11 protein-coding genes are annotated in these 12,443 nt (G+C 61.5%); 9 read left to right on the top strand and 2 right to left on the bottom strand.

Annotated elements, in window-relative coordinates; all coding sequences use genetic code 11:
- From GLS_RS04000 to GLS_RS03990, 3 genes are all read left to right on the top strand, one after another.
- On the top strand, nucleotides 1–2,946 hold the full coding sequence (locus GLS_RS04000) for a glycosyltransferase (protein ID WP_226986634.1): 2,946 nt from the start codon (nucleotides 1–3) through the stop codon (nucleotides 2,944–2,946).
- A gap of 185 nt (nucleotides 2,947–3,131) precedes the next feature.
- The gene (locus GLS_RS03995) at nucleotides 3,132–4,124 is read left to right on the top strand and encodes a hypothetical protein (RefSeq protein WP_041111323.1); all 993 of its coding nucleotides are present in this window, start codon (nucleotides 3,132–3,134) and stop codon (nucleotides 4,122–4,124) included.
- 137 nt (nucleotides 4,125–4,261) lie between these two features.
- Nucleotides 4,262–5,494 (top strand): glycosyltransferase family 4 protein, encoded by a 1,233-nt coding sequence (locus tag GLS_RS03990; RefSeq protein WP_041111322.1) that lies wholly within the window; start codon nucleotides 4,262–4,264, stop codon nucleotides 5,492–5,494.
- A gap of 38 nt (nucleotides 5,495–5,532) precedes the next feature.
- On the opposite strand, the gene GLS_RS03985 is transcribed toward GLS_RS03990, so the two are convergent.
- Nucleotides 5,533–6,678: a glycosyltransferase family 32 protein gene (locus GLS_RS03985; protein WP_041111321.1), complete on the bottom strand. Its 1,146-nt coding sequence runs from the start codon at nucleotides 6,676–6,678 to the stop codon at nucleotides 5,533–5,535.
- Between the two features lie 194 nt (nucleotides 6,679–6,872).
- Here GLS_RS03985 and GLS_RS12925 point away from each other — a divergent pair, with 194 nt between their 5' ends.
- The gene (locus tag GLS_RS12925) at nucleotides 6,873–7,319 is read left to right on the top strand and encodes a hypothetical protein (RefSeq protein ID WP_052327456.1); all 447 of its coding nucleotides are present in this window, start codon (nucleotides 6,873–6,875) and stop codon (nucleotides 7,317–7,319) included.
- A gap of 63 nt (nucleotides 7,320–7,382) precedes the next feature.
- Here GLS_RS12925 and dps read toward each other — a convergent pair whose 3' ends face one another.
- On the bottom strand, nucleotides 7,383–7,922 hold the full coding sequence (gene dps / locus GLS_RS03975) for a DNA starvation/stationary phase protection protein Dps (protein ID WP_041111318.1): 540 nt from the start codon (nucleotides 7,920–7,922) through the stop codon (nucleotides 7,383–7,385).
- Between the two features lie 375 nt (nucleotides 7,923–8,297).
- Here dps and pstC point away from each other — a divergent pair, with 375 nt between their 5' ends.
- Genes pstC through GLS_RS03945 form a run of 5 tightly spaced genes read left to right on the top strand, consistent with a single transcriptional unit; the run spans nucleotide 8,298 to nucleotide 12,434 of the window.
- A complete protein-coding gene (pstC, locus tag GLS_RS03965) occupies nucleotides 8,298–9,278 on the top strand; it encodes a phosphate ABC transporter permease subunit PstC (RefSeq protein ID WP_041112639.1) in 981 nt (326 codons plus the stop codon).
- Nucleotides 9,275–10,147, top strand: a complete 873-nt coding sequence (pstA, locus tag GLS_RS03960) for a phosphate ABC transporter permease PstA (RefSeq protein WP_011252280.1) — start codon at nucleotides 9,275–9,277, stop codon at nucleotides 10,145–10,147. The genes pstC and pstA overlap by 4 nt, the downstream gene beginning before the upstream one ends.
- A gap of 38 nt (nucleotides 10,148–10,185) precedes the next feature.
- Nucleotides 10,186–10,974, top strand: coding sequence for a phosphate ABC transporter ATP-binding protein PstB (pstB, locus tag GLS_RS03955; protein WP_041112638.1), 789 nt, complete (start codon nucleotides 10,186–10,188; stop codon nucleotides 10,972–10,974).
- Nucleotides 10,975–10,980: 6 nt separating this feature from the next.
- Nucleotides 10,981–11,715: a phosphate signaling complex protein PhoU gene (gene phoU / locus GLS_RS03950; protein WP_011252278.1), complete on the top strand. Its 735-nt coding sequence runs from the start codon at nucleotides 10,981–10,983 to the stop codon at nucleotides 11,713–11,715.
- Nucleotides 11,712–12,434, top strand: coding sequence for a response regulator (locus GLS_RS03945; RefSeq protein ID WP_041111315.1), 723 nt, complete (start codon nucleotides 11,712–11,714; stop codon nucleotides 12,432–12,434). The genes phoU and GLS_RS03945 overlap by 4 nt, the downstream gene beginning before the upstream one ends.
- The last annotated feature ends 9 nt before the right edge of the window (nucleotides 12,435–12,443 follow it).

Genomic DNA, 12,443 nt, shown 5'->3' with positions numbered 1-12,443 from the left:
GTGTCTGCTGATCGTCCTCCCCCCGGTCCGAAGACCCCCGGCGCAGCGTTTGCCGGGTTCGGACGGACTGTCAGCGACGAGGACCGCGCCCTGTGGCGTGAGGCCATGAGCCGCAGAGCGCAGGAAGCCTTTGCCCGGGGGCAGGCCGCCCTTCAGGCCGGCAACACATCGCTTGGCCTGTTCTGGCTGGAGCGTGCCGAACGGATGTCGCGGCATAACCCCAATCTGAAATGGTCCGTCGGGCTGGCCTGTCTTTCCGCGGGCAGACTCATGGACTGTCTGGTCCGCATGGAAGAGCTACGCCAGGATTTCGGGCTGCGGGAAGCCGCGTTTCTGGAAGTCGTCTGTCTGGCGCGGTTGCAGCGCATGGAAGAGGCCACAATCCGGATGCAGGCGGCCCTGTCCGCCTTTCATGCGACCCCGGAAACCTATCCTCTGGCGGAACAGATCGCAGTTTCCGCAGGGCTGCCAGGATGGATGACGGCGTCCAATGCGGGCATTGTCCATATCGGGACGTCCCGCCCGGTCCGTCTGTTTCTTGATGGGCGGGAAATCGTACAGGGCGCCACGGGCGGTCGATATGACCTTCCGGAAGGCTGGCGTTCAGCACGGCATCTGGCGGTCCGCGTCGGGCGTCGGCATGTTCTCGGCAGCCCGCTGGATATCGCCGCCCTGACCCGGTGCGAGTCCTTTGTGGAAGCAACGGCGGATGGCCTGAGGGGCTGGATCTGGACACCGGCCGAACCCGAGCATGTCCCGGTGATCACACTCTGGAACGGATCCACCCTCTGGGCTGAGGCTTTCGCGCAGGATGTGGACAGCGACGTCCCCCTGGCGCGCTACCGGGTGTTTCATGTTCCGGCCAGAGAGTGCCCCGAACGCGATGAGGGGCCCCTCGATCTGTGGAACGAAAACGGCCGTCTTCTGACGGGTGCTCCCGTTGATCCTCTGGTGGGGAAACTGGTTTCGGGACAGACACGGGGTCTGCCGGCACGCTTACGTCCTGTGAAGATCCAGCCGGGCAGGATGCGTCCGCATCTTCCGCGCCGGAGCCCAGGCTGTGCGGTCGTGATCCCGGTCTATGCTGATCGGGTCCGGACCATGGCCTGCCTGCGGACCGTTCTGGCGACCTGCCCGGCAGATGTGCCGGTGATTGTCGTAGATGATGCGACCCCGGAGCCATCTCTCGCACAGGCACTTGATCAACTGGCGGAGGACGGACGGATTATCCTCATCCGTCACGACCGGAACCGGGGCTTTCCGATCTCCGCCAATGACGGAATGCGCGCGGCGGCAGGGCGGGATGTCCTGCTGCTCAACAGCGACACGCTTGTTCCCGCAGGCTGGGTCGAGCGGTTGCGGGCAAGGCTTGCTGGATCGGATGTTGGCACGGTCACGCCGCTTTCCAACGATGCGACCATCCTGTCCTACCCGTCCACGGACCGTCCCAACCCGGTTCCGTCCCTTGCGGAAATGCGCGGGATGGACCGGCTGTGCCAGAAGAATGGAGCCGTCTCCACAGAAATCGATCTGCCCACTGCTCACGGGTTCTGCATGGCGATTTCCGCGGACTGTCTGGCCGAAACGGGTCTGTTCCGCGAAGACCTGTTCGCCCAGGGTTATGGCGAGGAAAATGATTTCTGCCTCCGTGCGACGGCCCGGGGCTTCCGGCATCTGGCCGCGCCGGAGCTTTACGTCGCCCATGTCGGATCTGCATCATTCGGAACCGCCCGAAACGCGCTCGGGGCGCGGAATCTGGACATCCTCAATGCCCTGCACCCCGGCTATCATGCCCTCGTGGGGCGTTTCATTGCCGCCGATCCCCTGCACGAAACGCGGCGTAGATTGGATGTCGCACGGCTGCTCCAGCAGGGCGCGGGCCGGCCTGCCATTCTCATGGTCCAGCATGATGCGGGCGGCGGCGTCGGGCGGGTCGTGCGTGAGCGGTCGGAGGCTTTCGAGGCGGATGGTGTTCTGGCCCTCGCGCTTCGTCCGCATGAAAACGGCTGTCTGCTCGAATACGCCCTTGATGGAAAACGCTTTCCCAACCTGAAATACCGTCTCCCGGATGAACTGCCGTCCCTGCTGGACCTGCTCGCTGCCCTGCGTGTCCGGGCAGTGGAGTGGCACCATCTGATCGGTCACGCGCCATGCGTCCGGACCCTGCATGAGGCGCTCGGCGTTCCGTATGACGTCTTCATCCATGATCATGTCTGGTTCTGCCCGCGAATCTCGCTCTGTGACGGGGCAGGGCGTTACTGCGGCGAACCGGACCCGGCGGGATGTGAACTTTGTGTGGCACGATGGGGAAGCTATCTCGGCGAAGACCTCTCCATTGCCGATCTTCTGGCCCGCTCCACCCGGGAGCTATCCGGCGCGCGCAGGCTCATGGCGCCTTCCGATGATACGGTCCGGCGCATCTGCCGGCATTTTCCCGGTCTGACTATCGAGGCCCTGCCGCTGGAAGATGACGCGGCGCTTCACAAAGACATCATGCCCCATCGTCACGCGACCCGGGGGCAGCCGCTCAGGGTCTGTGTCGTGGGGGGAATCAGCCAGTGGAAAGGCTATGACGTCCTGCTGGCGCTGGCGACCGAGATCCAGACCCATCGCCTGCCCATCGTGCTGTCCCTGGTGGGCCATACGCATGACGACGAGGCCCTGATCTCGCGGGGTGTCCGGGTAACGGGGGAATATCGCGAAGACGAGGTCCAGGCCCTGATCCGCCAGCAGCAGCCGGATGTGGGACTGATTCCCTCCATCGCGCCCGAAACATGGTGCTACGCCCTGGGGCAGGTCTGGCGCAGCGGGCTGGAAGCGGTCTGCTTTGACCTGGGCGCGCAGGGCGAACGGGTCAGAAGAAGCGCAACCGGTCTTGCAGTACCACTTGGTGTCGCACCCTACCAGCTTGCCATGATTCTGTTGGGGCGATGGGGGGCAGTATGATGACGGGTGATTTACCTTTTTTATCGAAACAGGCCACTATAATGCCGAAAGAGAAGCCGGTATTTATGAAAACTGGTGCAACGCATCGTCGGGCTGCTGCTTGTAACTGTCATGACCACTCGTGACAGTTTATGAAACATGCCAGTATTATTGCCCGCAAGAACGGACGCAATTGGGAGTAGGGAATGTCTAACGCCGCCGAAGCACCACGACAGAACCGGGTCATCGACCTCAAAGCCGGTGCACACATGATGGTTCTGGATGCAGGTATTTTCTGCATCTTCCATGCTGCCGGCCAGGCGCCCGCAGGTCCGGCCGGACTGCCGGGAGTCCGGATTTCGCGTGCTCCGGGGACGCCGCCGGGGATCGTGACCGTCAGCACCTTCGAGGAAGATGGCTGGATCGGTGGTTCGAACGGCGCTGCGCTGGTCCGTGTGATGCGCGGCCCGGCTGCTGTTCTCGTGACCACCTATCAGGAACCGGGCAGCACGCATGCCGCACCGCGTCTGCAGGTGGCACAGCTTGCCGGTCCCGTGACCTCGGCTCCCACACAGCCTGTGCCCCAGCCGGCCGCGGCTCCGGCCCCTGTGGCCGCATCGGCTGCCGCTGAAGTGGCGGAGACCGTTGCGGAAAAGATCTCGAAGGACATTTCCGCCCATATCCAGCGCCGTGGCGATGTCACGAGCGGCATCGGACACTGGATGGGTGTCCCCGGCAGCCAGAGCTGGATCGAAGGTTTCAGTGTCGCTCCCGAAGAGGGCATCCCGGCGTCGGACATCGAATATCAGGCTGTTCTCGGCAAGGGCTGGCTGTCTCCCTGGGCTGAAGGTGGCCAGTACTGCGGTTCACGGGGCATGGCGCTCCCGATTCTGGGCCTGCGCGTCCGCCTGAAGGGCAAGTCCGCCGAGACGCACCGGATCCGCCTGACGGCGACGTTCACGGACGGCACGCGTCTTGGGCCCGTGGACGGTTCCGAAGCGCTGGAAGCCGAAAGCCTGGCGCCGCTGGAAGCCTTTCTGCTGGAAATCCTGCCCGAGGGTGAGGAAACCGCAGCGCCCAAGGCCGCTCCCAAAGCGACCCGCGCCAAGGCCGCGGCGAAGCCCCGCGCTCCGAAAGCCGCCGCAGCACCCGCCAAGACGGCATCCCCCAGAAAGCGCAAGTCCACCCCGGCATCCTGATCCGTCGCTGATGCCCGACCAAGTGACCGGCAAGGGAACTTTCCCTCTCCGGTCGTCTTTGAAAACCGCTGTCATCTGCTGTCCTCTCCGTGCGCGAACAGGAAACCGCAGAGGCGTCCTGTCGCTCCGGAGAAGACGTGCGTTATCTATTCGTCCATCAGAATTTTCCAGGACAGTTCCTGCATTTTGTCCGCCATCTTCTGGCGCAGGGTCATGAGATCGTCTTCATCTCCGAAGCGAACAGCAATCATATTCCCGGTGTCCGCCGCGCCATTTACCGCGTGCCGCGCCTGCCTTCGATGGAAACCCATCGCAGCCTGAGGGAATTCGAATACGGCCTGCTCCGTGCCGAAGCCGTCGCAACGGCCGCTCGAACGCTCAAGGGGCTGGGGTATGAGCCCGATATCATCATCGGCCATCACGGCTGGGGTGAACTGCTCAATCTGGTCGATGTCTTTCCGGACTGCCCAATTCTCGGATATTTCGAGTTTTTCTATCACGCCGACCAGAACGACGTGGGGTTCGACCCGGAATTTCCGCCCTCACCGGAGCTCGCCGCGTCTGTGCGGGTCAAGAACGCGATCAATCTGCAGGCGCTCTGCCTGGCGAACGGATATGGTCAGTGCCCCACGCAGTTCCAGCTCGGAACCTATCCTGTCTGGGCGCAGGAAAAGATTTCCCTGTTGCGCGAAGGCGTCAATCTGGAACTCTGCTCCCCCGAACCGCAGGCCAGACGGCGCAACCTTGTCATCAAGGACGTCCGGATCACGCCCAAAACCCCGCTCGTCACCTATGTGGCCCGTGACCTAGAACCCTATCGCGGCTTCCACGTCGTCATGCGCGCGCTCCCCCGTATTCTTTCCGAACGCAAGGACGCGCATGTCATTCTCGTCGGCGGAGACAGGGTCAGCTATGGCACGCTACCGCCGGATGGCGGAAGCTGGCGCGAGGTTATGCTCCGCGAACTGGGAGACAGGTTGGATCTCGATCGCGTGCATTTTGTCGGCAAGGTCGAATATGACGATTTCCGCGCTCTTCTGCGTCGTTCGGATGCCCATCTGTATCTGACCTATCCGTTCGTCGCCTCCTGGTCCCTGCGCGAAGCCATGGCCACAGGCTGCCCGATCATCGGAAGTGACACGGCACCGGTGCGGGAGTTCATTACGGATGACGTTACGGGCCGGCTGGTGCCGTTTCTGGAGCCCGAAAAGATTGCCGAAGCCACGCTTGGGCTTCTGGATGATCGCAGGACGGCCCGTCGTCTGGGGCAGGAAGCCCGGCGTTACGCCGAGGCTGAACTCTGTCTGAACGACTATCTGCAGCGTTACGACGATCTGGTCGACCGGATTACGAAAACGCACCGGTCCTAAGAGAGGGGCAACAAGAGGATTCAGCCCCTCCTGTCGCCTCAGGCGCTATGCCAGCTTGAGCCGAGGTGTTTGTAAGAAACCTCATATTCCTCGACTGTCTCATGAAACCGGTGCTGGTCGTCAATCTGAAGGTCACAGAGTGGTCTGTGACTCTGCAGCGCATTGTAGATCGCACGGCTGACAGCTCTGTTGAGGACGCCGGGGCCGGTCTTGAAGGCAATATACAGACCGCAATGTTCAAATGTGTTGACCAGCGCCATCATGGCAGCGTTGGAAACGATCGCATTGCTTGGGGCTGCGCCGAAAAAGTCGTTATGCAGGACGTAATTATGTGTCGTGAAAAGATGACATTCCTTGATGCTTCCGGTGGTGAGCTTCTTCCAGGCCTCCAGGGAACGGATCCGCAGATCGGCATCCAGCCACCATCCGCCATTGGCCATGATGACATACAGGCGGAGCAGATCGGCACCTTCGGCAGGATGACGGACCTTCCGAAAGATCTCGGAAATTTCTTTTCCGTAATGATCATAAAGCCATTTTGAGGCGGACTCGCGATCGAAGATCGTAAACCGGGTGCCAAGCAGTTCCTGATGATACCGGATGTTGTCCCTGATTTCTTCCGGTGGGTCACGATCCCAGTACATGTAAAGGTGGGGAGGGATCGGGTTCGGACTGGCGATATCTTCCCCGCTCCTGAGGCCGACAGGTGGGTAGCGCAGGGCCAGTTCCAGATAAAGTCTGTCTATTTCTTCTCCGGAATGAAATATTTCAAAAGCATTTCCGATGAGATCAAGGCCCTGTCCGACTTTCCCATCCTGCCATGCGATCTGGATGCCCCGAATGTAATTGGCGAGCGCAGGTGAATATGTCGCCAGCTCCTCAAGTTCCTCCGGTGGCGGCACATTGGAAGATTTCAGGAGACACAGCAGTCTGACCTGAAGAAGAGACTGGGGCAGTGGAAATTCCGTCTGCGTCTTGCCATGCAGATCGAAAGCCACCCTGTAGAAATAGGAAGCTTCGAGAACCTTGCTGTGAATATGAAGAATATTGGCGATGGCAAAGGCGTGCTCGACTGTCGACGCGCCATGCTTCTCGTAATAGGCAACCGCCTGATGGTCATGGCAGGAATGCAGTATATTGACATACGTCGAATCTGGTGAGCTAATGGCTTCTGAATTAAGCATTTATTAACCATTTATACTATAATGTCTGCGGGTATCTTTCGTTAATCATAATGTAACGCGATTGTATTTATCAATGGTCTTGGTGTGATTTTAGATATTTCCCGTCTTTTTCACGATTTTTCTGTATTTCGAAGGTCCGACCGACTGACGTCCGGGTAGGGAATCGGGCAAAATGAGGGCAGGGAGAAGTTACAATGGTGAATGACGTCGTATCGGTTTTGAAAAGCGCTCTGGGCCGCTGGGTGTGCAGAAAAGACGTGTCATCCCATCCGTCCCTGCTTACGGAACCGGATCTTCATGCTCTTGCAGTGGCGACACAGGCAGGGATGTCGAGCCCGCCCTCACCGGAGGGGGAGCGGGAATGGGGCAATCTGAGGGAGCTGACGAAGGACTGGATCGTCCAGCAGAAACCGGGCGTCGCGCCGGGGCCGTTGCAGACGCGTGATTTCGAACATCTGGCTGCCCTGATCTCACCGCTACTTCCAGATGGGCCCGCACCTCAGGCGGCCTCGGAGCCGGCCGTGGCACAACAGCAGCCGCCACAGACCGATATTCAGCCGCAGCCGGAGGTGGTGGAACGCTGGACGCGCGAGGCCCCGGAACTGGTGTTTGCCCGCGAGCATCTGGAGCGCTGTCTCTGAACAGAAAAACGCCCCACAGGAGACCTGCAGGGCGCTGGAAGGCTCAGTCGGTACCGGGGGTGATCAGCTCCGGCTTCCCTTGTGATCGCCATCGCGCATCTGGCCCGTCGGTTCCTGAACATGAGCCTCAAGGAACCAGAGATGCTTGTCGAGGCCACGGGACACTTCCGTGAAAACGTCGGCCGTATCGTCGTCGCCAGCTTCGTCCGTCACCTTGATGGATTCACGCATGTTGTTGGCAACCGTCGCATAACGGTCGATCAGCGCCGCCAGATGGTCGGCTACGCGATAGATGTTGTTCGGATAAGGCTTGCAGGCGCTGTTCTTGGCCACATCCTGCACGGTCCCCAGTGCCGTCCCGCCAAGCTGGACAGCGCGTTCGGCGACTGTGTCGGAGAAGCCATCAATGCTGGAGCGGAAGCCGTCGAGCATTTCATGAACGCCGATGAACTGCGGTCCCTTGAGGTTCCAGTGGGCCTGCTTGGTGATCAGCGCCAGGTCGATCAGGTCGGAAAGACGGGCGTTCAGCGTCTCGATGGAAACATTCTTGGTGTTGTCCGCCGTGTTGTTCTGCGTCACGTGGCGGTCGGTTCTGGAAACCATTTGGACTACTCCTGAACATCGGAATGCGACCCGAAGCTTGGATTCAGGTCGTGAAAATCTTCTCGCGCCCCTTGGCGTTTCGGGGCCGGCGTTCATTCAAACGTGTCATCCGTGCCACGGTTGCCTTGCGAATTCAGGTTCAGGCGGACAATTTCATGATCTGCTGCCGGATGCGGTTTTGGGAGCTGCTCCCAGCCCGTTCCATTGACTGTTCAGGGCGGTTTGTAACGGCCATGGCCTGCGGGGATGACATAAATCTTTCATCCCGTGTCGTTCCTGTTCCGGTTGTTCTTCCATGACAGGACGGCTAATGCACTGGTGTGGTGGCTGAAGCTGCCGGATAATGCCCGTTTTTCAAGTCAGAGCTCCTCACGCATGACCCTTGCCACAGCCACGCAGCCCGAAGAGGCCCGCGACAAGGCCGGTGTTTCCCACAGTGGAAGCCGCCGTAGCGGGCCCGATACCGCATTTCACCTTCTGGTCGCCGCTTCGGCGCTTCTGGTTCTGGTGGTGCTGGGTGGTCTCGTGGTCCTTATGGGCGTGGGAGGCAGCCAGGCTTTCCGGACGTTTGGTCTCGGGTTTGCCTTCCATGATGTCTGGAATCCGGTCGCTGACCAGTACGGGGCCTGGGCGCCGCTGTTCGGCACCATCGTCAGCACGCTGATTGGTGTGGCGATTGCCCTGCCGCTGGCGTTCGGGACGGCGTTCTGGCTGACGGCGATGGCTCCCCCCCGGATTGCCGCGATCGTTGGAACGGCTGTGCAGCTTCTGGCTGCCGTGCCCTCCATCATCTTCGGTATGTGGGGCTTTTTCACGATCGTCCCCTTCATGGCGCGGACGGTCCAGCCCTTCCTGACCCACCATTTCAGGCATGTTCCGGGGATCAGATTCATCATTCATGGCGCGCCCTTCGGCACCGGCCTCATGACGGCTGGTCTGGTGCTGGCGGTCATGATCGCACCCTTCATGACGGCCGTGATGCGCGACGTGTTTGCCGCCATGCCGGCCATGCTGCGGGAAAGCGCCTATGGTCTCGGCGCCACGCGATGGGACGTGATGTGGAAGGTCGTGGTGCCCTGGTCCCGGACGGGCATGATCGGTGCGATCGTCCTCGGGATGGGGCGTGCCCTGGGTGAAACCATGGCCGTGACCTTCGTGATTGGAAACGTGACGGCTGTCGGCTGGTCGCTGTTTGCGCCCCGCAGCACGGTGGCGTCGCTGATCGCCCTTCAGTTCCCGGAAAGCCCGGCCGGGTCGCTGCGTCTGTCCGCGCTGCTGGCGCTGGGCTTCATCCTGATGCTGCTGTCCTTTGCCAGCCTGGCGCTGGCGCGGATGCTGCGGGGAGATACGAAATGAGCGAAACCGTCGTCTCCACAACCGGCTGGAAGCCCAACCCGCGCGCAGCCCGTCGGCGCCGCGCCGATCATCTGGCGACCGCTTTTGGCATGGTGATGGCCGGCATTCTCGTGCTGGTGCTGGCATCCATTCTGTGGACGCTGCTGTCACGCGGACTTGCCGGTCTGTCTGCCGCCGCGATCATGAAGCCGATGGGACCGCCCGGCTCCTCTTCGGGGCTGGCAAACGCGATCGTGGGCAGCCTGATCCAGACCTTCATGGCGCTGCTGATGGCGACGCCGCTTGGCCTTGGATGCGGGATCTATCTTTCGGAATACGGGACAGAAACCAACAAGTTCGCGTCCTGCGTCCGCTTTGTGTCCGACGTGCTGATGTCGGTGCCGTCCATTCTGGTGGGCCTGTTCGTCTATCAGGTCCTGGTGGCGCCGTTTGGCCATTTTTCCGCGCTTGCGGGTTCCGTTGCGCTGGCGATCCTGGCGGTGCCGATCATCGTGCGTACGACCGAGGACATGCTGCGGCTTGTCCCGACGTCCATGCGCGAGGCCGGGGCTGCTCTTGGTGCGACGCGCTGGCGGGTGACTCTTTCGCTGTGCCTGCGTTCTGCCAAGACGGGCGTTCTGACGGGTATTCTTCTGGCTCTGGCCCGGGTGAGCGGTGAAACGGCTCCGTTGCTGTTCACGTCGCTCGGTAACCAGAACTGGTCTTTCAGCCTCAACCGGCCGATGGCGAGCCTGCCGGTGACGATCTACCAGTATGCCGGTGCATCCTATGAAGACTGGGTACAGCTGGCCTGGGCCGGCGCGCTGCTGGTGACGATGGGTGTGCTGGCCATCAACATTGCCGTCCGCGTTTCGGCGCGACGCGGATGACCCCGGGAACAAGGCAGGGGATGATACAGGATTCCATGATGACCGAGACTGATCCGCAGGTGGCGAAAAGCCCTGAAGTGGCGCTGGCTGTCCGCAACCTGAACTTCTACTACGGCGAAAACCACGCCCTGCACGATATTTCGATCGACTTCCCGGCCCGCCGTGTCACGGCCATGATCGGGCCGAGCGGATGTGGTAAATCGACGCTGCTGCGGGTCTTCAACCGCATGTACGACCTGTATCCCGGCCAGCGCGCGACAGGCGAGGTGATTTTCGACGGGCGCAATGTTCTGGAGCGCGATCTGGATCTGAACATCTTGCGTGCCCGCGTGGGCATGGTGTTCCAGAAGCCGACGCCGTTTCCGATGTCGATCTACGACAACATTGCCTTTGGTGTGCGGCTGCATGAGAAGCTGAACAAGGCGGAGATGGACGCGCGTGTTCAGGACGTGCTGACCCGTGTGGCACTGTGGAACGAAGTCCGGGACCGTCTGAATGCACCCGCTTCCGGTCTTTCGGGTGGTCAGCAGCAGCGTCTGTGCATCGCCCGTTCGATTGCGACACGTCCGGAAGTGCTGCTCCTCGACGAGCCGACCTCGGCACTGGATCCGATCTCCACAGCGCGCATCGAAGAGCTTCTCGACGAACTCAAGGAAGAGTTCACGATCGCGATCGTGACCCACAACATGCAGCAGGCTGCGCGTTGCGCGGATCAGGTGGCATTCTTCTACATGGGACGGCTGATCGAAGTGGACAGCGCGGACCGGATGTTCACCAATCCGAAGCAGCAGCAGACCCAGGACTACATCACCGGCAGGTTTGGATAACGCGTCATGGCTGACAGATCTCACATCGTCAAAAGCTACGAGCAGGAGCTGGGCCAGCTCCGGTCCATGATGGCGCAGATGGGCGGCATCGTGGAAAACCAGGTGGCCCTCGCGCTTTCCGCCATTGCGGACCGTAACGAGGAAGCCGCGGATGCGGCCGCCCGTCAGGACCCGGAAGTCGACCAGCTTGAACGCGAGGTCGAAGGCCTTGCGATCCGCCTGCTGGCCCTTCGCAGTCCCATGGCGGGCGATCTGCGCGAGATTGTGGCCGCCCTGAAGATCACCGGCGATCTGGAGCGCATTGGCGATTACGCCTCGTCCATCGCGCGGCGTTCCCTGCGGATCCGGATGCCGGAAAACCAGATTTCGCTTTCGGGCCTGCGTAGCATGGGCCGTCTGGTGCAGGAAAACCTGCGCCGGTCGATTGATGCCATCACGCAGCAGGATTCCAACCGTGCCATGGAAGTCTGGCATTCGGACCGCGCCGTGGACGAGTATTACACGGCGCTCTTCCGCGAACTCGTGACGTACATGATGGAAGATGCCCGCAATATCCGCGCCTGCACGGAACTGCTGTTCATCGCCAAGAACCTCGAGCGCATCGGCGATCATGCGACCAACATCGCCGAGCGTGTTTTCTATGCTGTGACGGGCGACAACCTGCCGTCCCTGCGTCCGCGCGGGGCCCCGGCGTCGGCCCTGACGGTGGCAGAGACGATGCAGGAGCCTGACGTTCGGTGAAGGGACCATCGCTGGCGCGTGCCAAGGGGCTTGTTCTTCTGGTCGAGGATGATCCGGCCCTGCTTCTGATGACCTGCTACAATCTCGAGCAGCGCGGATACCGCGTCGAGACGGCAGAGGACGGGGAAGCGGCCCTTCTGGCGCTTGAGACGGCCCGTCCGGATGCCGTGGTGCTGGACTGGATGCTTCCGGGCCTGTCCGGGCTGGATGTGTGCCGCCGGATCCGCGCCAATCCCGCATTGCGCGACGTTCCGGTCCTGCTCCTGACGGCGCGTTCGGCCGAGCAGGATGCGATCCGCGGGCTGGATACGGGTGCGGATGACTATCTGATGAAGCCGTGCAGCATCGATACGCTCGATGCGCGCCTGCGGGCGCTGCTGCGGCGGCATCAGTCTTCCTATGACCGCCTGTCCTTTGCGGACATCACGCTGGATCCTGAAACGCATCGCGTGGAGCGGGCAGGGCGGATGCTTTCACTTGGACCGACGGAATACCGCCTGCTGGACCTGCTGATCCGCAATCCGCGCAAGGTGTTCTCCCGCGAGGATCTGCTGCGCCGGATCTGGGGCCAGAACATCCATGTCGAGATCCGGACGATCGACGTCCATATCCGGCGTCTGCGCAAGGCCATCAACGGTCCGGGAGAAGTCGATCTGGTGCGGACCGTGCGCGCGGCCGGTTATGCCCTGGATGACGGCCCGACGACGGACGGCGGCTGACGCGTGCCG

It is taken from the genome of Gluconobacter oxydans DSM 3504 (assembly GCF_000583855.1).
Lineage (GTDB): Bacteria > Pseudomonadota > Alphaproteobacteria > Acetobacterales > Acetobacteraceae > Gluconobacter > Gluconobacter oxydans.
This window is presented reverse-complemented; position numbering and strand designations above follow the sequence as displayed.

Bases quoted from the DNA above. Each gene is read 5' to 3' on its own strand.
- GLS_RS03995 (WP_041111323.1), top strand. From the start codon at position 3,132: ATGTCTAACGCCGCCGAAGCACCACGACAGAACCGGGTCATCGACCTC.
- GLS_RS03985 (WP_041111321.1), bottom strand. From the start codon at position 6,678: ATGCTTAATTCAGAAGCCATTAGCTCACCAGATTCGACGTATGTCAAT.
- GLS_RS12925 (WP_052327456.1), top strand. From the start codon at position 6,873: ATGGTGAATGACGTCGTATCGGTTTTGAAAAGCGCTCTGGGCCGCTGG.
- dps (WP_041111318.1), bottom strand. From the start codon at position 7,922: ATGGTTTCCAGAACCGACCGCCACGTGACGCAGAACAACACGGCGGAC.
- pstC (WP_041112639.1), top strand. From the start codon at position 8,298: ATGACCCTTGCCACAGCCACGCAGCCCGAAGAGGCCCGCGACAAGGCC.
- pstA (WP_011252280.1), top strand. From the start codon at position 9,275: ATGAGCGAAACCGTCGTCTCCACAACCGGCTGGAAGCCCAACCCGCGC.
- pstB (WP_041112638.1), top strand. From the start codon at position 10,186: ATGACCGAGACTGATCCGCAGGTGGCGAAAAGCCCTGAAGTGGCGCTG.
- phoU (WP_011252278.1), top strand. From the start codon at position 10,981: ATGGCTGACAGATCTCACATCGTCAAAAGCTACGAGCAGGAGCTGGGC.